Raw genomic sequence first — 25,648 nt, forward strand, 5'->3', positions numbered from 1 at the left:
GTGCTCAATCTCTTAAAAAGACCTTTTTAATCTGCCCTATCTTCCCTTAGGAAAGAAACCAAAATCCCCAGTCCCAAAGCAACTCCTATAAACCCTAATGAAATCCATTGAGGAAATTTAACATGGTGCGCCAAAATCATTTTAATCCCCACAAAACTTAAGATAGCGACCAAACTATATTTAAGGTATTGGAACTTATTGATCATGTGAGCCAAAAAGAAGTACATGGACCTAAGACCCAAAATGGCAAATATATTTGAACTGAATACCAAAAAAGGATCGGACGTAATGGCCAATATAGCCGGAACACTGTCCAAGGCGAACAAAACATCAGTAAATTCAATAATTATCAATGCCATGAACAACGGGGTGGCCGCCGTAATGTGTCGTAGTTTAACAAAAAACTTTTGTCCATCCATGTGTGAAGTGATGGGCATAATTTTTCGAAGATTCCGATAGAGGAAAGATTTTTTGGGTTCGAAAGGTTTTTCTTTGGAAGTAACCATTCTTATGGCCGTAAATATTAAAAACGCTCCAAAAATATAGGTCGTGAAACTGAATTTTTTGATGAGCGCCACTCCAAAAAATATCATTAGGGCCCTAAAAACTATGGCACCCAGAATTCCCCAGAACAAAACACGATGCTGATATTTTTGTGGTATTTGAAAAGAAGTGAAAATTACAGCAATAACAAAAATGTTGTCAATGCTCAAGGAAAGTTCAATAAGGTAACCGGTAATGTAATCTATTGTGGCTTCCATAGGTTCGAGGCCATCAACATTATCTATTTTACCGGTATTGTATAGCCAATAGATAACTCCCGAGAACAGCATGGACAAAGAAACCCAGACCGCAGTCCATATTGATGCCTCCCTAACGCTTATCACGTGGGCATTTTTATTGAAAACTCCCAAATCCAAAGCTAAAAAAACAAGAATGCCCAACAGGAAGATAATCCAAACCGTCATACGCTAAATGTATTATAAATCGAAAATATACAAAGGAACAGATTCCCTCACCAAAACGTTGTATAATAAAATGTTAAACTGGAATTAAAGTAAATCAATGTACTTACTTAAAGGTGCTTGGTTTAGCATAGTGTTTCTAATTGAAGTGGATGAACAAAAGAAAGATTCGATGACCTGCATTGGGAAATCTTGGATATCAGTATAAAAAAACATCAAATACCACTTTGGGCATCACCAATTCCAATTATAGCCTACCTCAACGGCAATAGGTAATCGCAAATAAAAATAGACTATATCGGTTCTTTCGAAATACTTGAAACAACTTCATTTTAAAACCAAATATATCCGTGAAATTTTAGTATAAGATAAAATCTATGTATCTTGATTATAGTTCTCCTACAAAAAACATAGATAAATTTTTACAAATACAACACCTCAATGAGTTGATTTGATCAATTTGTTTAAAATACCTTCTTATGTGGAATAGGATTATTAAAACAGCCGCGGCACTTTATATCCCCCTCTTAATATTTACACTTGTTTGGGGCAATCTCCAAAAGAAAAGCCTCATTGCCAATATGGGCCAAATACAGCAACGAAATATATTGAGCAAAAGCTATAATTTGATAGATCAAAGCATGGTTTTGATAGATATCACCTCTTTTTGGTCGGGTGTTACATTTCCAGCATCCTTCTCTAATAAAAACCAATTAAACCCTGATTTTTTAAATAATTACATAAGAACCATGCAGGGGTTGGATGTGTACGAACAGTTCCGGCTAATCGACCTTCATGGCAACGAACTAGTGAGGTATGAAAAAGTAGACCAAGATAGTATGGCCCCTTCCGACCTGCAAAATAAAGTGGATAGAGGTTATTTTCAGGCAGGGCTTTCTTTAAGAAAGGGGCAAGTATATGTTTCATCCATAGAACTCAACAGGGAAAATGGTGTCTTGGAAACTCCACATAAACCAGTTATTCGAGGAGTGACCCCTATATATGACATCAACAATGCCCAAGTTGGTCTGGCAGTAATCAATTTTAACATGAACAAAATTTTTGATTTACTTAAGACCAGGATTTCCGGCGACAATTTTTATCTACTGGATAATAATAGAAACATAATCACCACCAATCTTTCTGATAATGTTTTACCTCATCAGGCCAGTATGAGCCATGTAGACTCCGTAATCAAAAAGAAACTAGAACTCAAAAAATTGATTTTTCCGAGAGATACTTTCTTTATGGAAAATGGCAGTTTATGGGTACATCAAAATGTAAGAACGGGGTTTGAAAAGGATGTTGGAATGAACCGCTACACCGATATGGCAGAGATTGTTACCGATAACGATTGGGCCATAATTCAGGAAATCCCTCCTTCTTATATAAGAAGCAGATTGCAGACCATTAGAAAGAATCTGATTCTATTCAACATCCTTACCTTAATCGTAATCATCTTGATTGCTTTGATTTATGCCCGAACTCAGAGAGAAAAAAAGAATTTCGTCACCCAACTTCAGCAAAAAAACAAACAATTATTGAGCAGTCAGGCCCAGTTAAAATCTACCAATGAGCTTGTAAAGCTTTCCAATGAACGTCTTCAGGTACGTAACCGACAACTGGAAGATTTCAGCTATGTTGTGGCCCATAATCTAAAAGCACCGGTAACCAGCATGTCCATAATTGTAGATCTGTTGAACAAGTCCAAAAATCAGCAAACCTTTATGGAACTTTTTCCCAAGTTGCAAACCATTTCCAATAACATCAATACACTTACAGAGGATGTAAGCACTTATATTTCTATTTTGAACAATAAGGAATTACAGGTAGAAAATGTAAACCTCCTTTTATTGCTACAAGAGGTCAAGAAAGATTTTGTGGAAACCCTTTTGGATGATGAAGCACAAAATTTTGAGACCGTTTACAAGCTGGATGCATGGCATTCCATCAAATCCTCCAAATTTTATATGAAGAGCATCTTACAGAATTTCCTGTCCAATGCCATTAAGTATAGAAAACCAGACACCCGATCCCATATAATCTTTGAAAGCAGTTGGGAAAACGACCACAAAGTGCTTTATGTAAAGGACAATGGCCTCGGTATTGATCTAGATAGACACGGGGAAAATATTTTTAAGCTCTATAAAAGGTTCCACCGGAATATCTCTGGCAAGGGAATGGGGCTATTTTTAATAAAATCCCAATTAGAGGCCATGGACGCCACATTGGAGGTAGAAAGTGAAGAAGGCGTGGGAACAACGTTTAAAATTACATTTAAAAGGATATGAAAAAACCTAGAATTTTATTAGTCGATGATGATGAAGTCTATCTATTTGTAACCAAAAAGATATTGAGCAATTTATCAGAAGAAATTGCCATAAACACATTTACGGATGGGGAACAGGCCATTGAATACATTTCTATGTGCCTAAAAGAAAACGTACCCTTGCCCGAGGTAATCCTATTGGATATAAACATGCCCTTTTTGGACGGATGGGGATTTTTAGCGGAATTTAAAAAAATGAAACCCTCCCTTCCCAGTCAAAATGTGGATATATTTATGGTAACGTCTTCCGACGATCCCAGTGACTTGAAAAGGGCTCAGAATTTTGAAGAAATAACCGGATATGTTGTAAAACCAGTATTCGAAGAAAAATTGGCCGAAATCTTAACCGAGGTATATAACAAGAAATGGTAAATAATTGTGCTTTCGTGGTTTTGAAATATTTCTGGAGTTAACTCAATCAGGTTCTTTGTAAATCAAGTTCTCCAGGTCTATTTCGCCTATCTTCTTTGTCAATAATGCATCTGAGTACAATTCTAAGGTCGGATCCAAGAAATGATAGGTATAATCGGCTCCATAAACAAATGGATTGCTTGTTTCAAATGCTTTAAATACCGACCGAACCTTCATGGTGAGTTGAAGAAGTACACTTTTGTCGTTGATGAGGGCCTCGGCCTTACCTGGGTCCATTTTAAACAATACGTATCCATTGATATATTCTACTTGGGCCATAGTGTTCGCTATTTGGTTCCCGTAAGATGTCTTGGGAGAAAACTCGTTGAAATAGCCCAAGGACGAAACTTCCATGGACTGTCGTTCAATGGGAAGCTGTACCCAGAACCCTCCTTTGTCAAAATCGTATTGACCATAAAACTTAATGGCATGCACCAATTGAAAATCCTGTGAACCATCAGAAAAAAAATCCGAACTCCATTCCAATATTTCATCCAAATACTTTTCTACAAAATCGACATATCGTTCGTTTTCGGTAAAATCATCAGCCTGATGGCCTCCCCATTCCCTCACCAAAGCACTTTTTCCGGTTCCGCTCCAATCGTTCATAAAGTATTCCTTTTTAAGGGCATCCGTACCCATGGTAAAGGCAAACTCCTTTAATACTTTTTGGGCCAAACTGGATTTTGCCTCCTTTTCTATGATTTTCCCTTTGGTACGAACAGTAAGCGCGGTCCTATCCATAACCTTAAAATGTTCTTTTAACATATGGATGCGTACCAAGTGGTGGAATCCGGAATACCCCAAACCTGTGAGATTTCTTTTATCCGCAGCATCTTTGGAGAGATCCACTTTTTTGGGATTGTCCCTGTCCATATATGAATCAATGGCCCCGAATCTTGGAAGCTCTTTAAATTTTTGAATCACTATATCCTTGAACGCCGCAGGATTTGGCGATTTGTAAACAAGGTAATCTGAATGGTCGTACAAGATTTTTTCTTCCGGTTTGTTCGCTTCTTGTGCATTCCCCCCTTTGCTCCCGTTGTCCACATTTCCAGATTGATGCCATACCTCCTGATCTTCGCTTTTCTTGTTACCGTTGAATAGATCATCAACTTTTTTATCGGCCTTTTTCATTATTTTTTCTTCGGCCTGCTTTTTCAATTTTTTAAAAAACTGGGCATTGGTACACTGTGGCATTACCAGTATGAATACCATCACCATCAACGGTCGAATTTGTTTGGAACGAATAATTTTCATCTTCTAATCCTTAAATGTTACAGTTTTCATATCAACCTCACCTAATTTTTGACTTAGGAGACCATCCTTATAAAATTCCACATTGCTATCTTCCAATTGGAATTCCCATTGTATTTGGTCCGGTGCAATAATTTTTGGGAAGACCTTCACTTTAAAAGCCACAAAAACAGGAGAAACATGGGTAAGGGCATACTCTTTTGCTTTTGAAGGTTCTACCGGTAAGAAGAGACTTTTGGAACTGTGCTTTAAAGTTTTCTCATTTTCGGTATAGGGCATAAAATTGGTATTGTGCAAAATAAAATCACCCCCGATGGAAAATATGTTTTGTATCCAATACCCCTTATTCTTAAAATCATACTTTCCATTGACAGCGCCCCGCGCAACAAAATAGGCGATTTGCTCATCATTGGGGAAAAACGTATTGCTCCATGCTTCCAAGGCTTCAAGATGGTTTTGTATGAATGCCGTATAACTTCGGTTTTGAGCAAATTCGTTGTTTCTTGTACCTCCCCAACTGGGCACCAAGCTTCTTTCTCCGGCGGTATTGTAGAAGTTACAAGGCGATTTGGCCTCAGCATCACAAAAGTATTCTTGCAGACGTTCATCGGAAAGCACATCCTTACCGAGCATCAACAAATGATGTTGTGCTTTATTGGAATACTTGGTCTTTGTATCATCTTGCGCATAGTTGTACGTTGTTAACTTGGACTTGTCCATCTGCTCCAATAATTCCTTCATATATTTCAGCTCCAGTAAAGCTTTATAGGCTTTGCTATTGGTAGATGCTGTCTTACCTCTCAAATAATAGACGTCGCCGTATCTGGGCAATCCCTTGTGAGACTGTATCACAATATCAATAAAGTCTTTGTTCGGGGCTTTATGGGTGATAATATTATTGTCTTGGATAGTGGGCTTTGAACCATTTGCCGATGCATTATCCCCAATAGTGCCGTTTTCTGTCTCCTTGGTATTTTTGACATTGCCCGAATCATTCCGGGCACCTTCCCCATTTAAAAGTTCATCGGTTTTTTCACTGGCTTTATTGACAATCTTGTCCTCTACCTTTTTCTTCAGCTTTTTTAAAAACTGACCTTGGAGGGATATGGGCATTATCATGCAACCAAGTCCCATCACCAGAATCATGTGTATTCTTAATCTTTTCATATCTGCAAATTATCGTGTTTTAATCTCCACCGAACCAATATCCATTTCAGCCACTTTCTTTGTAAGGGCATCATCACCGTATATTGTAATTACCGGGCTGCTTAAACTAAAAGTGGTTTTGAGTTGGTCGGCACGATAATTTTCTAACCCATTTAGGGATACGGATACCTTGAACACTAGAAAAATTTGCTGGTGCTTTTCGGAAAAATCCTCTGCCTTGTCCGGTGCCATTGGCAACAATAGGGAAGAACCATTGGGATGCAGCAATTTACGTTCGGAAGAATTGGCCGGTTGTAGATCATACCATGACAACAAAAAACCTCGGTTATGAAATTGGTGGGTGTGAAACCAATATCCTCCAGCCTTAAAATCGTATTGTTCCAATTGCACCTTTACCACATAATACCCTTCCAATGTATTATCCGGATACAAAGTATCCGCCCATTGTTCCACGGATGGGAACAACTCTTCAACAAATGTGGTATATGCCCTTAATTTTTGAAATTCCGAAGCACCTCTTCCTCCCCACCCTTTAATATTCCTCGGTTCATTATAATACCCATCCTTTGGAAAAGCAGAGGTACAGTCCTCCTCCTTTGGATTGCAAAACAAGCGAATGGATTGTTTTTTGTTGCAGAGGGCATTGGCCAAGGTCAGTGTATGTTGTTGGGCGGTATGGGATTTAATTTCCTCTTCATACATATTCTGTTTTCTTTCGGTAAAATAGGTCTTGTCCATTGCATTGAACATTTCCTTTTTAAACCTCATTTTAAGCAGTTCCACAAAAGCGTGTCTACTGGCCCTGTTATGGCTGGAGCGTTTGTCCGTTTCAAAATAACCATCATCCCCAAGTTTGAAATAGGTTCCATCGGACTTCAGAAAATATTCATCTTGATTGCCAAAACGAAGCTCTCCCTCGTGCGTCTGTAAGGAAAGGGATATAAAATCAGGCGAAGGTGGCTCAAACACCATTTCTGGCGACTGTCCGTGTACGACTATTTGTATCAAAAGCAAAAGAACAATCCATATACGCTGCTCCATACATTAATTTTTAAGAGTGAGGTCATTCATGAGAAGTGTTCTGTAATGCTCGGTCAATCCTTGGTCCGTATAAATTTCTAAGTCTGGAGTTTCATGGCTGTATCCGAACTCGATTGGCTCTGTTGGGTCCCCCAACTCTTTATCCAAAGGTCTCAACTTGATTTTTTTGACCAGATATAATCGATTGTTTCCCTTCTTTTTGAAATCTTCGGCCGTTTGCGCATCCATTTGTAGAAAAAACGGAGCGCCCTTAGGATTTTCCAACTTGTTTACAAGTGCTTGTTCATAAGGGCTTAAAGGTTCAAATACCACCCGTTTCATCACACCTTGCCGCATTGGAAAAATATCATTGAGCACCAAGGAGTGATATACCCAATAACCTCCCCTATCAAAGTCATAATTACCGCCAATGTTAAGCGTGGAAACATGATAGATCAACCATTCTCCGTTCATAAAAACCTGCTGGCTCCACTTTAGAAGCGGTTCTAAAAATTTGTCTACAAAAGTCTTGTAGTTTCGGAGTCTCTCAAATTCATTGCTGCCGCGGCCTGCATTTCTGCAATCATCGTTCAAGCATAGGTTTGGAGCTACTTGGCTCAATAAAAATCGCTGTAGTAAAGCGGAATTAGCCTCTGTTTTAGACATATTGCCTTTTACCGTCGTTAAACTTTGCTTGTCCAGATCACCCATAAATGGCTTTACATATTTTAAACTGACAAGAAGTGAAAAAGCATTTCTGCCATCGGCCACCATTTTGCTTTTTTCAAGCTGTGCGGAGTTCCTACCCCCTACACGCACGCCTCCCCTTGGGTTTACATTCCGGGCGCCATAGTTGTCCATAACGCCCAGCCGTGGAAGTCCCTTAAATTCTTGGAGCTCGATGGAAACAAAATCATCAGAAGGCGGCGCGTAGACAATAGAACCTTTTGTCTGTGCAAAAGCGTGGGACACCAAACCCAAGAATAAACATATGATCACCTTGAATTTCATCCTGCTTCTAAATCCTGTGAATTTTACTCCCATGTTACGGTACCATCCAAGGTAAGTATGGCTTCATCTTCGGTATTGATCACTGTCGTATTTTCAAAAGTGACCTTTTTCCCTTCAAAATCCACACCGAATCCCTCTCCGCAATCCGTAAAAAAACTGAGATAGGGCGAGGTGCAGGCATGTCTAAACTCCTCTCCGTTCCTCACAATGGTCATGGAAACGGTCTTGTCCACATCGGGAGAACCTCCGGTGGAAAAATCCGCTGCTACAATCACAAATCCATTCTGATCATCGCTGTACACAAATTCGTTATCTACTACAGTAATGTTCTCGGACAATAATATTACCGATTTGTCCGTACCGGAAAGAGTGGCATTGGCTACTTCGATATTGCCAACTTTCAAGGATTCCCCAAGTTCCGAGGTTTCCTCTCCCGATAGTCGTATGGTGCCCTGAACCTCGTTCTGATTACCTTCCTCTGATGAATTCCCATCATCTGAACTGCAACCAACGACAAGGAAAATTAAGTGGAGGTACAGAAAAATTGAAAACATATGCTTCATTATAGTCAATGGTTTGATGATATAGCTAGCTCTAAACTATATAGAACCAAGCCACCATGCCAAGACCAATTATTTAACGTGCATATTTTTAATTTTTCCGTCACCTTTTTTTTAATATCCGTAAAACAGGGCATAACAGCGGATTAATGTAACAAATGGCTTAAATTTGGTTTCAACTAACCTCATCACATGCTTCAACCAAACAAAATTGCATTCTACTTACTCTTTATTCTCTTAATACCGTTTGGAGCATTTGGACAGGGAAATGAAATCGATTCTCTAAAAAATGAATTGAAGGGACATTCCACAATGGATACAATCCGGGCAGGACTACTCATTGAACTGGCCAACAAATTAACTTATTTTGACCCCAATGAGGCCATTCCACTTATGGAAGAGGCAATATCAATTTCCGAAAAAACCGATTGGGCATTGGGTGAAGCTTTGTCCCATCGTCAAATGGGCAACCTACATTATGTTCTTGGAGATAATATCAAAGCTCTCGATCAATATCAAAAAGCATTGGCCATTAGTCACAAAACTAACGACCGACAACTACAATCAAGCTTGTTGAGCAACATCGGAAATATACACGCTGATCTAAAAGAATATGATCTGGCCTTGGAAAATTATCGTTCCTATCTCACCACATCACAGGAAATGGGAAATAGGGCGGATGAAATCAAGGCACTTTCCAACATCGCCATAATCTACAACGATACCGAAAGGTTCGAAGAAGGGGTTTCCTATTTGGAAAAGGCATTGTCCCTGTCCAAACTTGAAGAGAACGATCTATTTATAGCTGCAATCACAAACAATCTTGCTCTGGCCTATAAAAAACTTGATGAAAACGAAAAAGCGCTTTCCCTTTATTTGGAAGCTGCCGAATTAGCCGAGCAAATAAACAATAAATACATTGAGGCTTCAGCTTTGAACAGCATAGGTAAGATATACCTTTTGTTCAATGACTATGACCTGGCCGAAACAAATGCAAATAAAGCATTGGCTCTTTCCAAGGAGATTGATGCTGTGGAGTGGCAATCCGACTCTTGGGAAGTCCTTAGCGAAGTCTATGAGCATAACAGAAAATTACCAGAGGCGCTCGATGCCTTCAAAAAACATGTACAACTACGGGACAGTGTAGTAAACGAGGAAAAAAAATCGGAATTGACCCGAAAGGAGATGCAGTTTAAAATGGAGCGCCAACAAGCGGTGGCACAGGAAGAAATCAAAAGACAACAACTGGTCAAGAACGGATACCTGATTGGAGCCATACTTTTATTAGTCTTCTCAATCATGGGATATTTGCTGTACAAAAGGAGAAGGGATGCACTGGAAAAGAGAAAATTGGCCGAATTTAATGCAAAAGTGGCCGAGACCGAGTTGAAGGCGCTCCGTTCTCAAATGAACCCCCATTTTATTTTTAACTCCCTGAACTCTATCAGTGATTTTATATCAAAAAACGACATTGAGCAGGCAGATGACTATTTGGTCAAGTTTTCCAAATTGACACGGTCCATACTTGAAAATTCGGAAAAAAAATGGATAACACTTGAGGAGGACATTGAGTTAATGAAACTATACATGCAGATTGAAGGCTTAAGGTTCGATAATAAGTTAAAGTACCATGTCTCTATGGACAACAGTTTGGAACCGGACAATGTCCTAGTTCCCCCGCTCATTTTACAACCCTTTATTGAAAATAGCATCTGGCACGGCATTGCCCCTAAAAAAGGAGGGGGGAATATTGATATTAGAATCGCAAAAGACGGGACAATGTTAAAATACATAGTGGAAGATGATGGGGTCGGAAGGTCAGGACAAAATAGGGAAGAGAAGAAGACAAAAGACTCATACGGAATCAAGATCACAAGTAGTAGGATCGATATAATAAATCATTTAAAGAACACTAAAGGCTCTATAGAACTAATGGACAAAGCAGAAGGTTTCCGTGTGGAAATAAAGCTTCCTTTAGAGCTCCAATTTTAAAAAGATATGTTAGAGGCCATTATTGTGGATGATGAGCAACATTGCATCAACCGTTTACAAAAACAGTTGGGGGCCGAAGCGCCCGATATCGAAATAATTGCTTGTTGCAAAACTGTTGAAAACGCACAACAAATTATTGCCGAAAACTCTCCTGATATCCTTTTTCTCGATGTTCAACTAGGAAACCAGACAGGTTTTGATCTTTTGGCAGCAATGAAGAAAATCGATTTTGAAATCATCTTTACTACCTCCTATGATAACTATGCCCTAAAAGCCTTTAAATTCTCCGCGCTCGATTATCTCCTGAAACCCGTTGATAAAGATGATCTAAGACGTTCCCTACAAAGATTAAGACAGCAGAGGGGACTAAAGGATACATCGAAAAAAATAGATATCCTGTTTCATAATTTTAAGGAAGGTAGCGAAACATCCAAAAGAATAGCCATTCCAACCGTCGATGGATATACCATGCTAGATGCCAAGGACATCATACGACTTCAATCGGATGTCAATTACACGAATATATATACCTCAGCAGGAAAAAAAATAACCGCTTCCAAAACCATAAAATTTTTTGAATCAATGCTTGAGGGCAATGACTTTTTCAGAGTTCATAAATCACATTTGGTGAACTTGAAATTTGTTGAGTCCTATAGTAAGGGGAAAGGTGGCCACATTTCCTTAGTCGATGGCAACCAGATAGAGGTCGCAATAAGACGTAAAGAGGAACTGCTCAAACGGCTTACATGATTGTGGACCAGTATTCCTAAATCAAAGTTCAATGGGTATGTCCTCCCTCGATTAAAAAGCTTCATTAAAATCCAATCAAAAGTTAGGAGCATCAAACTTCGGATCAACAGGGGCACCATGATTCATACGGGTTGACTAGGCGACAAATTCTGTTATTGCTTCGCCAATACCTAAAGAGCCCATGCTCATTTCAAAAATCTTTGAATGGGTATTGCTGTTAGGAAGAACTTTAAGAACTGTCTCAGCTACGGCAGCTCTTGGAATTTCTTTATTTAACTGATGAGGGTCGGATTGAATGGTTATTTTACCTGCATCCTCGTCATCCGTTAACATTACCGGACGGAGAATCGTGTAGTCCAAACCGCTTCGCTTCAACTCTTTGTCCGCCATATGTTTGGCAATATAGTAAGGCTTCATACCCTGCGCTGTCCAGCTTGAAGGATCATCCGATAATGCGGCACTTACCATTACAAAACGTGAGATAGCGTTCGCTTTGGCTACCTCAATGGTTTTGACAGCGCCAAACAAATCAACCTCTATCGTCTTGTCGGGTCCTGTGGAACCTCCAGAACCTGCGGAAAATACTACAGCATCAAATCCCTTAATGGCCGTTGCGATCTTTTCTTCTGAATTTTCTATGCTTTCCACGATTACCGGAACTTCTATCGAATCGAAATATGCTTTCTGTTCTTCCTTTCGTATAAGAGCTGTGGGTTCAAATTCATCGGATGCGCTCATTTTTTGCGCTATCAATCTTCCTATTTTCCCGTTTGCTCCTATTATAATTACTTTCATTTCTTCTTTTTCCTTTTACAATTTATTTTTTTCAGTTTTTTATCAGAGACCTATGCGGTAAATCACTGCATTATCACCATCGGTTAGGGCATAAAGTGCATCATCTGGACCGTCAAGAACATCTCTAAACCGTTGACCCTCATCTTCCAGCAGTCGCTCTTCACCTACCACAATGTTATCCTCTATCACCAACCTAACTATATGCTGACCGCTGAGTGCTCCCAAAAACAGATTGTTTGTCCATTCAGGAATTGCATTGCCCGAGTAAAAATCGATTCCGCTTGGTGATACCACAGGGTCCCAATAATAGACAGGCTGTTCCATTCCATTTTGCTGGGTGATTCCCGAACCAATAGCTTCACCGTTGTACTCCAAACCATATGAAATGGTCGGCCAACCGTAATTTACTCCTGCTTCAATCAAGTTCACCTCATCCCCTCCCCTTGGTCCGAGTTCGGACTCCCAAAGGTCACCGGTTACAGGGTGAATGGCCAGACCTTGAACGTTTCGATGTCCGTAAGAATAAATTTCCGGTAAAACTCCAGCTTGTGAGACGAACGGGTTGTCGGCAACGGGTTCTCCATTGGTGGTTATCCGTAACACCTTGCCCAAAGCAGCATCAAGTTCTTGTGCTTCTGGTCTAGTAACCGCACTTGACCTATCGCCTGTACTCACGAACAAATTTCCTTGCCCATCCCATGCCAGCCGTGAACCATAATGCGCCGTACTTTCAAATTCTGGAATGGCGGTGTAGATCACTTCAACGTTTTCCAGTTCGTCCTCACTATCCGATAATCTTCCCTTGGCTACAGCAGTTGCCGTACCATCGGGCCCATTTTGGGAAAATGTCCAGTACACCATTCTATTTTCCTCAAAATCTGGGTCTACTGCCACATCCAAAAGACCTCCCTGACCAGAGCTATTTACCGCGGGGGCACCCATAATCGGACCGCTTACCGTTCCAGAAGCAGATACCAATCGCATGGTTCCTGATTTTTCCGTCACTAAAATTCTACCATCAGGAAGATTCGCCATCCCCCAAGGACTGGACAATCCGGTTGCAAAAATCGTAGTTGTAAACGTTGCTTTCGTAAGAACACCTGAAACGCGTGTTTGTCCCTCAAAGGCCGGTGAATAATCCGTATTGGGTTCATTGGTCTCCACCGGGTCCAACGTTTCCTCTGGAGCTTCCGGTTCCTCATCATCACTTCCCTGTTCAGAACCTTCAGGCCCCTCTATAGTTGGGTCTGTCCCATCATCCAAACCACAGGATTGTTGCATTACCAACATCAAAACAATACCTATGGACCATATTGTAACCTTTAAAAGATTTTTCATAAGAACTTGTTTTCAAACTACTTTACCTTTAAAATTAGTATTCTTCTTTTAATGAGTTTAGCCGGTTTGGATAAAGTTTTGACCGAAATACTATTCTTCCATCAAAGCAAAGGTCACTGGGCCATCCGCATTTTTTAGTTTATCAACACCATTTTCATCAATCTTCCCTAGGCTAATGAGTCCAGTTGAATAACTAAAATCTTTATAAAAAATGGCTACATCTCCCCATGGGGCATAATAGGTGATATCTCCTTTTGATGGTTTATATCCGGCCAGAGCCCCACTATCTGCCAATTTACGTTCTGGATAAAATATCTTCTCATTACTGGCGTAGTCCTCCAATTCCGTGGTTATAGGAAGCATGGAGATAAAATCCCGTGATGTGGGGTTATCGAACAAAGTGGCGGTAAGTTGGGTTTCGCCAAATGATATTTTCAATTTCGTATCCATAATTTGATCCTGTGCTTTAATTGTTGATTTATTAGAATCGATTGACAACCAGTACATCCATCCAAAAACCAAAACAATTGCTGTAATAAAGAATATTTTCATGTTTCTTTAATTCATTTTTTATAGAATGGCCCGTGTGATACTGGTTTGAATGCGAATAAGTGCCACGGTATAAACCCGACCGTGGCACCAGCAAACAATCCCTTTTCAAATTATAAGTTTTCTGAAAAAAATGTATCCAATTTATCAAAAGGAATTACATCCAATTGATCATATAAATCTGTATGGACCTTTCCTGGAATAATCATCAGTTCCTTAGGTTCACTAGCAGCTTCATACGCATCCTCACTAAAATATTTGGAGTGGGCGTTCTCTCCGGCAATGATCAATATAGGTCGTGGTGAAATCTCTTTAATATACGACATTATGGGCATATTCATTAAAGAAATCGGGGTTATAACCGTCCATGAACTATTGGAGTTAATAGACCTTGGGTGAAAGCCTCTATCGGTTTTATAATAATCAAAGTAGCCTTGTACAAATTCTGGTTCATCTCCGTTGATTTCATTCGGCAAACCTGCTCCAGAAAGCGTTGGTGTTCCATTTTCGGCATCTATCCAGCGTTGTTGGCTCATTTGCTCCAACATTTGTGTACGTTCTTCCTGTGTGGTGGAATCAAAATAACCTTTGGCATTTACCCTGGACATATCGTACATACTGGTCGTAGCAACGGCCTTCACCCGTTTGTCCACTGCTGTTGCATTCAAGGCAAAACCACCAAAACCACAGATTCCGATGATTCCCACCTTTTCACGGTTTACATTTTCCTGTAGTCCTAAAAAGTCGATGGCGGCACTAAAGTCTTCGGTATTGATATCCGGAGATGCCACATGCCTTGGCTCACCACCGCTTTCTCCAGTGTAAGAAGGGTCGAATGCCAAAACCACAAACCCTCTTTCGGCCATTTGATTGGCATATAATCCAGAAGCCTGTTCTTTTACTGCTCCAAATGGACCACTAATGGCCAAAGCAGGCAACTTTTTACTTTCCGAAGCCTTGGGAACGTATAAATCTCCTGCTAGTGCTATCCCGTAACGATTGGTAAATGTTACACTTTGTCTAGATACCTTATCGCTCAACTCAAAGGTATATTCTTCTGCTGTTCTACTCATTTTACTTGATTTTTGATTTGATTGACCGACCACCGTGCCGAACACAAGCATCGCTGTGATTGAAAAAAATAATATGCGTTTCATTTTCTTTATTGTTTAAAGAATATGGCACAAAGGTATTGCGAGGGTTGACTCCTCGAATAACGATAATCACATCAAAAATTAAGAAAATCAAATATTTTATGACCGATATGATCGAATAGCTTTGGGAGTGGTCCCTGTTAATCTTTTAAAGTAGTTATTAAAGTAGGTCGGGTAGTCAAATCCTAGGGCATATGCGATTTCACTTACGTTCCAATTGGTATGCTGTAATAAAGCTTTGGCCTCAGTGACTATTCTTTCGGAAATGTGCGCACTTGTAGATTTGCCCGTTACTTCCTTAATGGATTTATTGAGATAATTTACGTGTACAGAAAGATTGTCCGCATAGTCCTGAGGACTCCTTAACTGTAATGGATTGTCAGCCGTCTCGATAGGAAATTGTCTTTCCAACAGTTCAAAAAACACATTGGTCAAACGAGAAGCGGCACTCTGATGTTGTTCGTATTTTTCAGATGGCTGCATTTTTAGCGCCTCATGAAGAATTAAATGGATGTAGTTTCTAATCAGTTCATCCTTAAAGGAATAGTCCGTGTACTGTTCCTCAATCATCTTATCAAAAATACTGTTCAAGAACAACCGTTGGTCTTCTGTCAGTTTTAGAACCGGAGTTCCGCCAAAACTAAATAAAGGTGACTTAAGGATGCTATCGGAGCGTTCCGACATATTTAAAAACTCTTCCGAAAACAAACAGGTATAACCAACATAGCTAGTAGAAATGGTTTCCCAAGAATATGGGATGTGAGGATTTCCAAAAAACAAAATGGTGCCTTCCTGTTCAAAACTTCTATCCGAATAGTTGATGATACTTTTCCCTGTCGTCAAGCAAATTTTATAAAAATCCTTTCGACTGTATATTTTAGTAGCACTACTATCCTCTTCAATCTTGAACACATTGAACCCTTTCAACTTTAATTCTTGATTGAACGGGGATACGGATCTCTCAGTTTTTGTTTGCATGCCGCAAAATTAAGAAATTCAAATCATGATTATGCTGTACTAAAGCATTTTTTAATCCTACACAAAAGGCTGATCGTAATACCGTTTTCCGGTAGCCCTGTACATAGCATTGGCCAAAGCCGGGAAAATGGGCGGAAAGGCAGGTTCGCCCAAGCCCGTTGGGTCCATTTGGTTGTCCACAAAATGCACCTCTATATTTTTGGGTGCTTCAAGCATGCGAATCATTCGGTAGTCGTCAAAATTTTTCTTGTTGGGTTTACCGTTTTCAAAACTCAAGGAACCGAACATGGCATTACCTATACCGTCCACAACAGCACCTTCCAAGAGGTTCTTGGCAGCATCGGGATTGATAACAATGCCACAATCCACGGCACAATATACTTTTTCCACTTTTGGTTTTCCGTCCTCCATCACCAGATCGAGAACTTGGGCCACATAGGAATTATGGCAAAAATATGCTGCCACTCCCCTATGGATACCAGGTTTTTCCTCGCCCCAATTCGATTTATCCCTGACCAACTCTAAAACACCTCTGTACCTTGCAGGGTCATAGTCCTTTCTATCGCCAACGGGGCTAGTCTCGGCCCTGCTCAATAGTTCCAATCGCATTTCAATAGGGTCTTTCCCCATTACCTCTGCCAGTTCATCCAAAAATGACTGTTCGGCACAGGCCATAAAGTTAGAACTGGGAGCTCTAAAAGAACCCACTGTAATATTGGAAGGTATCGTCCAATCCTCAGCCAGATAATTATCCAAGGTTCCAGCAGGAAATCTATTGGCATATAATGGACTTTGCGGAACTCCACCCGCATTTACGTGAAGCCCGGTAAGGTTTTTATCCTCATCCAAAGCCGCTTTGTAAGTTGCTCTGTACGCCGGTCTATATATTCCTGAAGTCATATCATCTTCCCGGGTATACATCAGTTTTACCGGTGCGTTCATTCTTTGGGAAATTATTCCTGCTTCGACCAACCAATGGGCGTATGATCTGCGTCCATAACCACCACCTAAACGGGTCATTTTTATGTTTATCTTCTCCAAGGGAATATCCAATCTGGCGGACAAGGTTTTTTCTGTGAACTCAGGTTTTTGCAAGGGTCCTACAAACTCCGCTCTTTCCGGGGTCACATGGGCAAAAAAGTTCATCGGTTCCATACAGTTGTGGGCCAGAAAAGGTGCTGTGTACGAACGTTCCAGAACATGGCTCGCTTCTCGCAATGCCTTTTCAGGATTACCGTCCTTTCTACGTTCGTTTCCTTTTTGATTGGACATCTCCTTCATCTTTCTGTCATGGTCCGAGGTGCTTTCCAAGCCTGCAGGAAACTTTGTAGAGGTCTTGCGACCAAACATGTCTTGGGCCACTGTTAAATCCGGTCGAGGCTCCCAATTAATATTGGAGGAAAGTGCATTTTTAGCGTTCATCACCTCCCATGTAGAATCGCCCACAACTACTACCAAATCCAAAAACGAATTGGTATCAAAAAACTGCCACTCGTAATCATCTGCATAGGTATTGATGGCAAAAACATCCTTTATACCTGGCATATTTTTTACAGAAGACGCATCAAAATCCTTAACCGTTAAACCAAAGGCCGGCGGGTGTACTATCATGGCCGTGAGCATACCTTCTTGAATATGGTCCAGTCCGAACAATGGTTTTCCCGTGATAATTTTTTGGGTATCCACATTCTTTTTAGAGGTACCTATTATAGTGAAATCGGATAACTGTTTTAGTGTGATGGTCTCGGGGGCAGGAACTTCTAACTGTGATGCCGCCGTGGCAAACTCTCCATAACCCGCCTTTTTATCACTTCCTGCATGGGACAATTCTCCTTTTGAGGCTGATAGCTCATCAACGGGCACTTGCCATTTTTCCGCAGCTGCCTGCATCAGCATATATTTTGCAGAAGCTCCTGCCTGTCTCAAACTTTTCCAACTTTGGCGAATGGCCTGACTACCCCCGATAAACTGACGGGTATACTTATCCGTATCCAAGGGAGCCTGTTCTACCACTACCATATCCCAATCGGCATCCAACTCATCTGCCACGATCATGGGCATGGAAGTCTTCACATTTTGACCGCCTTCCGGGTTGGGGGACATTATGGTGACCATACCATTTTCGGCTATTTTAATATACCCGTTAACCTCTATCCAATCTTCAGGCATTACCTCTCCCACCGTTTTCTTTTGATCCTTGCAAGACATTATCCAGCTAAAACCAAGCATTAAACCTCCTCCGGCCAAAGTGGATGATTTTAAGAATAAACGTCTGTTCATTTGAGTACTGGTAGTAGCCATGGTATAGTTTTTAAAGGTTTATACGGCCAATCAATCCCTTAACATATCTTGACTGGCCTTATTTTCTTGAAAATAGTAATTAAAGATTACGTTTTCACTTTAGGTACTGTTAATTATCCAAATGCTTGATAACTTTAGCTGGGATTCCGGCAACAACTGTATTGGGAGGCACATCCTTATTGACCAACGCTCCTGCTGCCACTACGGAATTTTCTCCAACGGTTACGCCGGGGAGAATCGTGGCGCTTGCTCCTATCCAAACATTCCTTTTAATCAGAACGGAGCTCGGCACCATGGTCTTCCTGGTTTTGATGTCGGTTGGATGGTTTTCCGAAGTGATGCTTACACGCGGGCCGATCATAACGTCATCTTCTATAGTAATTCCCCCAAGGTCCAAAAAACTGCAGGCATGGTTGATAAACACATTTTTTCCCAATGAAATGTTCTTTCCATAGTTGGTATAAAAAGGTGTGAACAACGTGGTACTCGCATCAACAGGAGAACCAATAATCTTGCTCAATATTTCTCTAGTTTCGTTTACATTCTGGGAAGCGTTCAATTTTGTGGACAACGCAATGGTATTGTTGACCTCAATGCCAATTTTTGTATAATCAGGGTCGTTCATGAGAATCTCCTCTCCTTGCATCATTCTTTCAAAAATGTTCATTGTCTTCAATAAAATATATTTTGTTTTAATCTAAAATACGGCTTCGTTTTCAGCTTTAATCATCATCCACATTTTTTCGTTTGTCTTTCCACCGCTCACCTCAAAGATATTCAGTAGAAAAGCATCTGCTCTTACCCATTTTACAGAAACGCCTACCTTTTTTACGGTTTCACTCATCTGATGTAAGAGAACCATTGTTTCTATTGGTTGTTTTGCCTACATTGTTAGGCTATGAGCAAGGTCATCAATTTGGAAACAGTGAACGATTATTGCAATCGCTTTAATCAAAGCTCGCAACACCCATTGGTCAGTGTTATGAATCTCCACGACCTAGTAAGAAACTCCCAGCATGGGATAGAGGCCCTTCGCTTTAATTTTTATGGGATATTCTTAAAGCAAAACCCCGATTGTATTCTAAAGTACGGTAGAAAATATTATGATTTTCAAGAAGGCACTTTGGTGTTCATAGGTCCCGGTCAGATTGTCCAAATTGAAAATAGTGATGATTATATACCATCTGGCCATGCCCTATTGTTCCATCCCGATTTATTGCTCAAAACCAATCTTGGACAATTCATTTCTAAATACTCTTTCTTTTCTTACGAATTGAGCGAGGCGCTCCACTTATCTCAACGAGAGCGTCAAATTATTATCGACTGCCTGGAAAAAATCCGATTTGAACTGGAAAGAGATATAGATAAGCATAGCAAAGAACTTATTGTATCTAATATTGAACTGTTTCTTCGCTACTGTTCACGCTTTTATGACCGCCAATTTATCACCCGTGATGCGGTGAACGATGGTGTGGTTTATCAATTTAAAAAGTCCCTGCACAACTACATCCATTCAGGTAAAGCTCGAGAATTAGGATGCCCATTCGTTGGCTATTTTGCCAGGGAACAGGACCTATCCCCGAATTATTTTGGAGACCTCATCAAAAAGGAAACGGGCAAAAGTGCTTTGGAGATAATCCAGGCCAAGTTAATCGAAGTGGCCAAGGAACGTATTTTTGATTCTTCAAAAACAGTAAGTGAGATTGCTTACGAACTCGGGTTTAAACATCCTCAACATTTCTCTCGCTTGTTTAAGAACAAGGTAGGATACTCGCCCAATGAGTACCGTATGATGAATTAAGATCCCTTGGCTCAAGCACTAAGCGAAAGCATTTTAAATTCTAAGCAATTTTTAAACTTCTCGCTCCTTAGGTTTAATGATCATTCTGAAGTATTGATCTCTGTGGATATAATATCCGATCCAGTCAACAAACGCACGCATTCGGTTCTTAAAATTGACCAAGCCCATGATGTGGACAAATATCCAAATAAGCCAAGCCAAAAAGCCTTTGACGGAATAATTTTGACCAGGAATGTCCAAAACGGCCTTGTTTCTGCCTATAATGGCCAAAGACCCCTTATCCTTATAGGTAAAATTCTGCCAACTCCCATCTTTCCTTTCCAAGTTCTTGGCCAAGTTTTCGGCCTGTTGTATTGCTGGTTGCGCCAATTGCGGATGTCCATTAGGAAATGCCTCGTCGCCCGATACTAGCGCACAGTCTCCCAAAGCATAAACGTTTGTATAGCCTTCTACCAGATTGACCCCATTTGTTTTTAAACGATTGCCACTGCCATAACTTTCTTTGTTGAATCCATCAAAAGTCTTTGCGGAGACTCCTGCGGCCCAAATCAGGTTCTTGGTAAAGATTTCTGTATCGTCGGACAACAATACTTTTTCATTGTCAAAGTCTTTTACGAAGGTGTTCAATTTAATTTTAACTCCGTATTGTTCAAGCTTTTTATGTGTGTATTTCTGTGATTTGATGGACATAGCCGACAATACCGCGTTTTGACCATCGATCAAATAAATACCTCCTAGATCTTCCCGATCTAGTTCAGGATAGTCTTTTTTGAGGATTGAAGAGCTCATTTCAGCTAAAATCCCCGATAACTCAACACCCGTAGGACCTGCCCCGGCAATTACAAAGGTCAACAAATGTTTACGCGCCTCTGCTTTTTGCAAACGGGTGGCACGATCTAATCGTGTTAGAATAGTATTACGTAAGGATAATGCATCGCTGATGGTCTTCATCGGAAGACTATATTTTTCGATATTCCTGTTTCCAAAGAAATTGCTTTCCGCCCCAGTGGCCATTACCAGAATATCATAATGCAACTCGCCATTGCTCAAGATTATTTTGTTTTCCAAAGGCACCACTTTTTCCAAACTGCCCAATCGAAAACGAACATTTTTTTTATCTCGAAGGATTCTTCGAAACGGATAACTTATTGCGGAAGGTTCCATGAAACCTGTAGATACTTGATAAATCAATGGAGGAAAAAAATTGTAGTTGTTTACGTCCACCAAAATGACATCGTATTTTTTGGAATTGCCCAATCCCTTGATAAGTTCAAGACCTGCAAATCCCCCTCCTACGACCACAACTTTTTGCTTGTTTTCCATTCCAATAACCTTTTATTCAAAATTACGGTTATCGCAACAGATTTTACTTAAACTGGTTTAATAACCTCATCAAAACATTCCATTCTATCCAAAACAATCATCAGAATGTATACAAAACAAAAAAGAAGGCCCAATAAAGAGGCCTTCTCGACTAAACACACAACTATGAAGCAAAAAATGATTAAGGGGTATAAATCTGGGGAAGCTCCGTATTCGCAATAAGCTGGTTGAATTCAGCAACTTCTTTGCTCTTTATGAACTGTAAATCAGTTTTTAGTTTGTTCCATTGATCAAGATAATCTTTAGTCACCTCTCTAACCCCTTCGGTAACGGGCAGGTTTCCTTTCCCAATACGGTTTAGAAAGTCTTTGTATTTGATCAACAATCTGGCCTCGAACATATAATTGCTTTGATAGGTCCGCATTTCCTTTTGCAAGATTTTCGCTATCCAGTCATCAATGCGCTCTTCGAGGAGTTTTCCTTTGGCATTTAATTCCGGCGAATCCGATTCTTCCATCACAAATTTCAACTGTTGCTTTACCTTTCTTAGGTCCCTTACCCCTTGGGTCATTTCGGTACCTGCTCTATAAATTGATCTGAAAATTCCATCTCGTTCCACATATGCTTCTTCCACATTATTGACACTCATCTTGATTCTTGGATCAATAGTGATGGCAAAATCTTGGGTCATAACAACATCACCTATGGTCAATCTTACTTTATAATCACCGGGAGCCGCATCATAAGCACTTAAATCTCGATTGGTGGTATACAGTTCAGTTAGGCAATCAAACATTCCTTTCCGCATGTTCCACTTATATCGGTGTGTTCCGATTGACTTTTTTAATTGTGGCTTAATCAAGCTATCGCATTCAGTTCTTTCAACATTGGTGAATTCAGCATGGATTACCCCACCTTCGCTGTCCAGTATCTCCAAGGACATTTTTGTATCCGCAGAAACTTCTTTGTTGTTCACGTAATGGATTTGAACTCCTTTTGGAGGGTTTTGACCACTGCCATCGGAACTATAAGCGACTGATAATTCCGCATGGGCATTATTGGGTTGGTACAAGAAATAGTCCGATTTTGCCACCTCATCCGAAATTTGGTGCAAAGGGGTAAGATTATCCAAAATCCAAATGGCTCTACCTTGTGTGGTGACCACCAAATCCTTACGTTGTACCCTCAAATCGGTTATAGGTACCTCGGGGAGGTTGTTCTGTAGCGAATGCCATTGTTTACCGTTATCAAAAGAAACGAACATTCCCGTTTCCGTACCAGCATACAGCAATCCTTTTCTGTCCGGATCCTCTCTAACCGTTCTGGCAAAAGTGTCCTCCGGGATTCCATTTACAATTTTTTCCCAGGATGCTCCGTAGTCAGTAGTTTTATATATCTGTGGGGTAAAATTGTTCATCTTATAGCCGGCCATGGCAAAATAAGCTGTACCTGCATCGTGTGGGGAGGGTTCCACTACATTTATGATACCTTCCTCCAAACCTTTTGGCGTGACATTGGTCCATGTAGCGCCCCCATCTTGGGTAACGTGCACCAGGCCACAATCGGAACCTGCCCAGACCACACCTTCCTTAACAGGAGATTCTTCAATATTGAATATATTATTGTAGCTCTCCGCGGTAATCTGTTCGTTGGAAATGGGTATTCCACCTTTTCCTTGATGGTCCTTATTGTTTCTGGTAAGATCTTCACTTACTGTTTCCCATGTTACCCCCCTATCGGTGGATTTCATAATGTATTGGGAACCATAATAAATTACATTTGGATTGTGGGGAGAAACCATTACCGGCCCGTTCCAATTCGCCCTCAGCTTAAGATTTTTTGGTTGTTCCCCACTTATTCGTTCTGGATACGGGCGAACCATCCGTGTATTATCGATATCACGGTCCCATTCCACAAAATTACTTGCAAAATAGGTTGAGTACACGTAACGTGGGTTGTTCGGGTCCAGAGCCACAGTCGAGGACTCCCCTGCACGCATAATATCCCAGTGCATTTCCCCAATTCCACTGTCCATAACCCGGCTATCTATTGCGATGGTACTGTTGTCCTGCTGGCCGGAATACACTCTGTAGGGATGACCATTATCGGTTATGGCCCTGTAAAATTGTCCTGTGGGCTGATTCATTACGGTAGACCAAGTCTTACCTCCGTTATAGGTGATGGAAGCACCTCCATCATTCGCATTTGCCATAATGGCACTATTATTTGGGTTGATCCACATATCGTGATGATCTACATGGCTTCCCGGGTTACCGGTAAAGGTTTTGCCACCATCAATGGATTTCATGGCATGACTGTTCATTACCCACAGCTCGTCCTCATCATTAGGATCGGCAATAATGTGCATGTAGTACCAAGCCCTTGCATAGGTTGTTGCATCATTAGTGCTTTGAGAAAATGTTTCACCTGCATCATTGGAACGATACACCCCTCCTTCACGTTCTTTTGCCTCAATGGCCATGTATACCACGTTTGGATTGGCCGGACTAATATCGATGCCCATTTTTCCCTTTAGCTTTGGAAGACCTTTGTTGATTTCCTTCCAGGTTTTACCACCATCTGTGGTCTTGAAAACCTTACTTCCAGGGCCACCACTCTGTACAACCCAAGGTTTTCTTTGGAAATCCCAAGAGGTTACCATCATAAAATTGGGGTCGGATTCACTAACCGTCATATCCACGATTCCTGAGTGATCGTTTACATACAGTATTTTTTCCCAGGTTTTCCCTCCATCTTCTGATAGGTACAATCCCCGATATTCGTCCGTTCCCCATGGATTACCTTGTGCCGCAACATAAACTTTGTCCGGATCGGTAGGGTGAACATAAATTTCACCAATATGTCGTGTCTCTTTAAGGCCGATATGTTCCCACGTTTTTCCCGCATCCAAGGATTTGTACATACCATCCCCATGAGATGTTTTTACACCACGAATACAGGATTCACCGGTTCCCACGTAGATAATGTTATGGTCAGATGGAGCTATGGTGATATCCCCGATTCCTGTGGTATTAAAATAGCCATCGGAGATATTGTTCCAAGTTTCGCCGCCATCCTCGGTTTTCCATACGCCCCCTCCAGTGGCCCCCATGTAATAGGTGAAAATATCATCGGGAATGCCTTCTATCGTTGTTGCTCTTCCTCCACGGAAGGGCCCAATATTTCTATATTCCATCGACTCGTAGAGCCGCTCATTTATACCGCTGCCCGGCTTTTTTCGTTGTCCAAAGGTCGAAAAGGATATTGCCATACAGAGCAATATAAAAAACTGATTTTTCATTTGATAAGGTTGAATTTTGGTTGGTTTTTTTAAAATTTTCACAAGTTACCAAGTACCGAACATCGGCATTGCAAAATTGATGCAATACGGAGGTACAAAGCAATAGATAATGATTCATCAATACATAAGTATTGTGACATCTAAACCTTTATTTTTTAAAATTTGAATACCCTAAGTAAAAGACTATTCTTAGGTGGTGTTTTTCTGTAGTGTCATATTTAGTTTGATTTCGATTTACCCTGACTAAAAAACCAATTGAGGCCAATCAATTGAAAGGTTTTTACAGTCATAATTCATTACACCAACAAATTACAAAATAAATTCATTTCATCCCCGATTTTCCCTTAAAAATAAAGACTTTGACCTTCAATTGATACTCCATAAAGTTTAAAATGCATATCCCTTTTAGTAACTTTGCTTCAACTGTAAAATAAATATTCAAAAATTAATTTAATCAAGTATGGGAAAAGGATTTTTTCATGTTCCGACCGCTATAAATGAGCCGGTCAAAAGCTACGCACCGGGCACTCCCGAACGAGAAGAAGTACTCAAACAATACAAGGCGTTTTACGACAGTGAAGTGGACGTTCCGCTTTACATCGGAAGCGAAGAAATAAGAACGGGCAACACCAGGCCCATGTCGCCC

The 25,648-nt window shown here is 40.6% G+C and carries 21 protein-coding genes and 1 pseudogene; 6 read left to right on the forward strand and 16 right to left on the reverse strand.

What is annotated here, in order from left to right:
• Window positions 1-26: 26 nt before the first annotated feature.
• On the reverse strand, window positions 27-968 hold the full coding sequence (locus GUA46_RS14360; RefSeq protein ID WP_176621063.1) for a TerC family protein: 942 nt from the start codon (window positions 966-968) through the stop codon (window positions 27-29).
• 476 nt (window positions 969-1,444) lie between these two features.
• Between GUA46_RS14360 and GUA46_RS14365 the strand changes: the two genes are divergently transcribed.
• A complete protein-coding gene (locus GUA46_RS14365) occupies window positions 1,445-3,256 on the forward strand; it encodes a sensor histidine kinase (RefSeq protein ID WP_176621064.1) in 1,812 nt (603 codons plus the stop codon).
• Window positions 3,253-3,666, forward strand: a complete 414-nt coding sequence (locus GUA46_RS14370; protein WP_108244418.1) for a response regulator — start codon at window positions 3,253-3,255, stop codon at window positions 3,664-3,666. Before GUA46_RS14365 ends, GUA46_RS14370 begins: the two co-directional genes overlap by 4 nt.
• A 42-nt stretch (window positions 3,667-3,708) precedes the next feature.
• Here the strand turns inward: GUA46_RS14370 and GUA46_RS14375 are convergent, their stop codons facing one another.
• The 5 genes from GUA46_RS14375 to GUA46_RS14395 are packed head-to-tail and all read right to left on the reverse strand — an operon-like array spanning window position 3,709 to window position 8,723.
• Window positions 3,709-4,965 (reverse strand): hypothetical protein, encoded by a 1,257-nt coding sequence (locus tag GUA46_RS14375; protein WP_176621065.1) that lies wholly within the window; start codon window positions 4,963-4,965, stop codon window positions 3,709-3,711.
• Window positions 4,966-4,968: 3 nt separating this feature from the next.
• Complete coding sequence (locus tag GUA46_RS14380; RefSeq protein ID WP_176621066.1) at window positions 4,969-6,129, reverse strand: hypothetical protein; 1,161 nt, start codon at window positions 6,127-6,129, stop codon at window positions 4,969-4,971.
• 9 nt (window positions 6,130-6,138) lie between these two features.
• The gene (locus GUA46_RS14385; protein ID WP_176621067.1) at window positions 6,139-7,170 is read right to left on the reverse strand and encodes a hypothetical protein; all 1,032 of its coding nucleotides are present in this window, start codon (window positions 7,168-7,170) and stop codon (window positions 6,139-6,141) included.
• 3 nt (window positions 7,171-7,173) lie between these two features.
• The gene (locus GUA46_RS14390) at window positions 7,174-8,193 is read right to left on the reverse strand and encodes a hypothetical protein (RefSeq protein WP_176621068.1); all 1,020 of its coding nucleotides are present in this window, start codon (window positions 8,191-8,193) and stop codon (window positions 7,174-7,176) included.
• Window positions 8,184-8,723, reverse strand: coding sequence for a hypothetical protein (locus tag GUA46_RS14395; protein WP_176621069.1), 540 nt, complete (start codon window positions 8,721-8,723; stop codon window positions 8,184-8,186). The genes GUA46_RS14390 and GUA46_RS14395 overlap by 10 nt, the downstream gene beginning before the upstream one ends.
• A 189-nt stretch (window positions 8,724-8,912) precedes the next feature.
• Between GUA46_RS14395 and GUA46_RS14400 the strand changes: the two genes are divergently transcribed.
• Window positions 8,913-10,712, forward strand: coding sequence for a tetratricopeptide repeat-containing sensor histidine kinase (locus GUA46_RS14400; RefSeq protein ID WP_176621070.1), 1,800 nt, complete (start codon window positions 8,913-8,915; stop codon window positions 10,710-10,712).
• A gap of 6 nt (window positions 10,713-10,718) precedes the next feature.
• A complete protein-coding gene (locus GUA46_RS14405) occupies window positions 10,719-11,462 on the forward strand; it encodes a LytR/AlgR family response regulator transcription factor (protein WP_176621071.1) in 744 nt (247 codons plus the stop codon).
• 135 nt (window positions 11,463-11,597) lie between these two features.
• Here the strand turns inward: GUA46_RS14405 and GUA46_RS14410 are convergent, their stop codons facing one another.
• From GUA46_RS14410 to GUA46_RS14445, 8 genes are all read right to left on the reverse strand, one after another.
• Window positions 11,598-12,257 carry an SDR family oxidoreductase gene (locus tag GUA46_RS14410; protein ID WP_176621072.1) on the reverse strand — a complete coding sequence of 220 codons (660 nt, stop codon included), beginning with the start codon at window positions 12,255-12,257 and terminating at the stop codon, window positions 11,598-11,600.
• Window positions 12,258-12,299: 42 nt separating this feature from the next.
• Window positions 12,300-13,595 (reverse strand): PQQ-dependent sugar dehydrogenase, encoded by a 1,296-nt coding sequence (locus GUA46_RS14415; RefSeq protein WP_229418517.1) that lies wholly within the window; start codon window positions 13,593-13,595, stop codon window positions 12,300-12,302.
• 90 nt (window positions 13,596-13,685) lie between these two features.
• A complete protein-coding gene (locus GUA46_RS14420; protein ID WP_176621073.1) occupies window positions 13,686-14,045 on the reverse strand; it encodes a cyclophilin-like fold protein in 360 nt (119 codons plus the stop codon).
• A gap of 212 nt (window positions 14,046-14,257) precedes the next feature.
• Entirely contained in the window at window positions 14,258-15,217 is a 960-nt protein-coding gene (locus GUA46_RS14425; protein WP_229418518.1) for an alpha/beta hydrolase, read from the reverse strand.
• A gap of 180 nt (window positions 15,218-15,397) precedes the next feature.
• On the reverse strand, window positions 15,398-16,276 hold the full coding sequence (locus GUA46_RS14430) for a helix-turn-helix domain-containing protein (protein ID WP_176621075.1): 879 nt from the start codon (window positions 16,274-16,276) through the stop codon (window positions 15,398-15,400).
• 57 nt (window positions 16,277-16,333) lie between these two features.
• Complete coding sequence (locus GUA46_RS14435; protein WP_176621076.1) at window positions 16,334-18,577, reverse strand: xanthine dehydrogenase family protein molybdopterin-binding subunit; 2,244 nt, start codon at window positions 18,575-18,577, stop codon at window positions 16,334-16,336.
• Window positions 18,578-18,686: 109 nt separating this feature from the next.
• Window positions 18,687-19,244 (reverse strand): sugar O-acetyltransferase, encoded by a 558-nt coding sequence (locus GUA46_RS14440; protein ID WP_229418520.1) that lies wholly within the window; start codon window positions 19,242-19,244, stop codon window positions 18,687-18,689.
• Window positions 19,245-19,274: 30 nt separating this feature from the next.
• Window positions 19,275-19,439: a hypothetical protein gene (locus tag GUA46_RS14445; protein WP_159075733.1), complete on the reverse strand. Its 165-nt coding sequence runs from the start codon at window positions 19,437-19,439 to the stop codon at window positions 19,275-19,277.
• Between the two features lie 36 nt (window positions 19,440-19,475).
• Between GUA46_RS14445 and GUA46_RS14450 the strand changes: the two genes are divergently transcribed.
• Window positions 19,476-20,378 carry a helix-turn-helix domain-containing protein gene (locus tag GUA46_RS14450; RefSeq protein WP_176621077.1) on the forward strand — a complete coding sequence of 301 codons (903 nt, stop codon included), beginning with the start codon at window positions 19,476-19,478 and terminating at the stop codon, window positions 20,376-20,378.
• A gap of 51 nt (window positions 20,379-20,429) precedes the next feature.
• On the opposite strand, the gene GUA46_RS14455 is transcribed toward GUA46_RS14450, so the two are convergent.
• Together GUA46_RS14455 and GUA46_RS14460 are read right to left on the reverse strand one after the other, a co-directional pair.
• Window positions 20,430-21,701 carry an NAD(P)/FAD-dependent oxidoreductase gene (locus GUA46_RS14455; protein ID WP_176621078.1) on the reverse strand — a complete coding sequence of 424 codons (1,272 nt, stop codon included), beginning with the start codon at window positions 21,699-21,701 and terminating at the stop codon, window positions 20,430-20,432.
• 181 nt (window positions 21,702-21,882) lie between these two features.
• Window positions 21,883-25,002, reverse strand: coding sequence for a WD40/YVTN/BNR-like repeat-containing protein (locus tag GUA46_RS14460; RefSeq protein WP_176621079.1), 3,120 nt, complete (start codon window positions 25,000-25,002; stop codon window positions 21,883-21,885).
• A 460-nt stretch (window positions 25,003-25,462) separates the two neighbouring features.
• Between GUA46_RS14460 and GUA46_RS14465 the strand changes: the two are divergent.
• A pseudogene (locus tag GUA46_RS14465) lies at window positions 25,463-25,648 on the forward strand (L-glutamate gamma-semialdehyde dehydrogenase); the annotation flags it as partial.

Origin of the sequence: Flagellimonas chongwuensis (assembly GCF_013376415.1) — a bacterium.
Classification (GTDB): Bacteria; Bacteroidota; Bacteroidia; order Flavobacteriales; family Flavobacteriaceae; genus Flagellimonas; species Flagellimonas chongwuensis.

Coding starts and splice junctions, on each gene's coding strand:
- GUA46_RS14365 (WP_176621064.1), top strand. CDS start 1,445: ATGTGGAATAGGATTATTAAAACAGCCGCGGCACTTTATATCCCCCTC.
- GUA46_RS14395 (WP_176621069.1), bottom strand. CDS start 8,723: ATGAAGCATATGTTTTCAATTTTTCTGTACCTCCACTTAATTTTCCTT.
- GUA46_RS14380 (WP_176621066.1), bottom strand. CDS start 6,129: ATGAAAAGATTAAGAATACACATGATTCTGGTGATGGGACTTGGTTGC.
- GUA46_RS14400 (WP_176621070.1), top strand. CDS start 8,913: ATGCTTCAACCAAACAAAATTGCATTCTACTTACTCTTTATTCTCTTA.
- GUA46_RS14405 (WP_176621071.1), top strand. CDS start 10,719: ATGTTAGAGGCCATTATTGTGGATGATGAGCAACATTGCATCAACCGT.
- GUA46_RS14460 (WP_176621079.1), bottom strand. CDS start 25,002: ATGAAAAATCAGTTTTTTATATTGCTCTGTATGGCAATATCCTTTTCG.
- GUA46_RS14450 (WP_176621077.1), top strand. CDS start 19,476: ATGAGCAAGGTCATCAATTTGGAAACAGTGAACGATTATTGCAATCGC.
- GUA46_RS14390 (WP_176621068.1), bottom strand. CDS start 8,193: ATGGGAGTAAAATTCACAGGATTTAGAAGCAGGATGAAATTCAAGGTG.
- GUA46_RS14425 (WP_229418518.1), bottom strand. CDS start 15,217: ATGAGTAGAACAGCAGAAGAATATACCTTTGAGTTGAGCGATAAGGTA.
- GUA46_RS14440 (WP_229418520.1), bottom strand. CDS start 19,244: ATGAACATTTTTGAAAGAATGATGCAAGGAGAGGAGATTCTCATGAAC.
- GUA46_RS14430 (WP_176621075.1), bottom strand. CDS start 16,276: ATGCAAACAAAAACTGAGAGATCCGTATCCCCGTTCAATCAAGAATTA.
- GUA46_RS14385 (WP_176621067.1), bottom strand. CDS start 7,170: ATGGAGCAGCGTATATGGATTGTTCTTTTGCTTTTGATACAAATAGTC.
- GUA46_RS14415 (WP_229418517.1), bottom strand. CDS start 13,595: ATGAAAAATCTTTTAAAGGTTACAATATGGTCCATAGGTATTGTTTTG.
- GUA46_RS14420 (WP_176621073.1), bottom strand. CDS start 14,045: ATGGATACGAAATTGAAAATATCATTTGGCGAAACCCAACTTACCGCC.
- GUA46_RS14445 (WP_159075733.1), bottom strand. CDS start 19,439: ATGGTTCTCTTACATCAGATGAGTGAAACCGTAAAAAAGGTAGGCGTT.
- GUA46_RS14455 (WP_176621078.1), bottom strand. CDS start 21,701: ATGGAAAACAAGCAAAAAGTTGTGGTCGTAGGAGGGGGATTTGCAGGT.
- GUA46_RS14360 (WP_176621063.1), bottom strand. CDS start 968: ATGACGGTTTGGATTATCTTCCTGTTGGGCATTCTTGTTTTTTTAGCT.
- GUA46_RS14375 (WP_176621065.1), bottom strand. CDS start 4,965: ATGAAAATTATTCGTTCCAAACAAATTCGACCGTTGATGGTGATGGTA.
- GUA46_RS14410 (WP_176621072.1), bottom strand. CDS start 12,257: ATGAAAGTAATTATAATAGGAGCAAACGGGAAAATAGGAAGATTGATA.
- GUA46_RS14370 (WP_108244418.1), top strand. CDS start 3,253: ATGAAAAAACCTAGAATTTTATTAGTCGATGATGATGAAGTCTATCTA.
- GUA46_RS14435 (WP_176621076.1), bottom strand. CDS start 18,577: ATGGCTACTACCAGTACTCAAATGAACAGACGTTTATTCTTAAAATCA.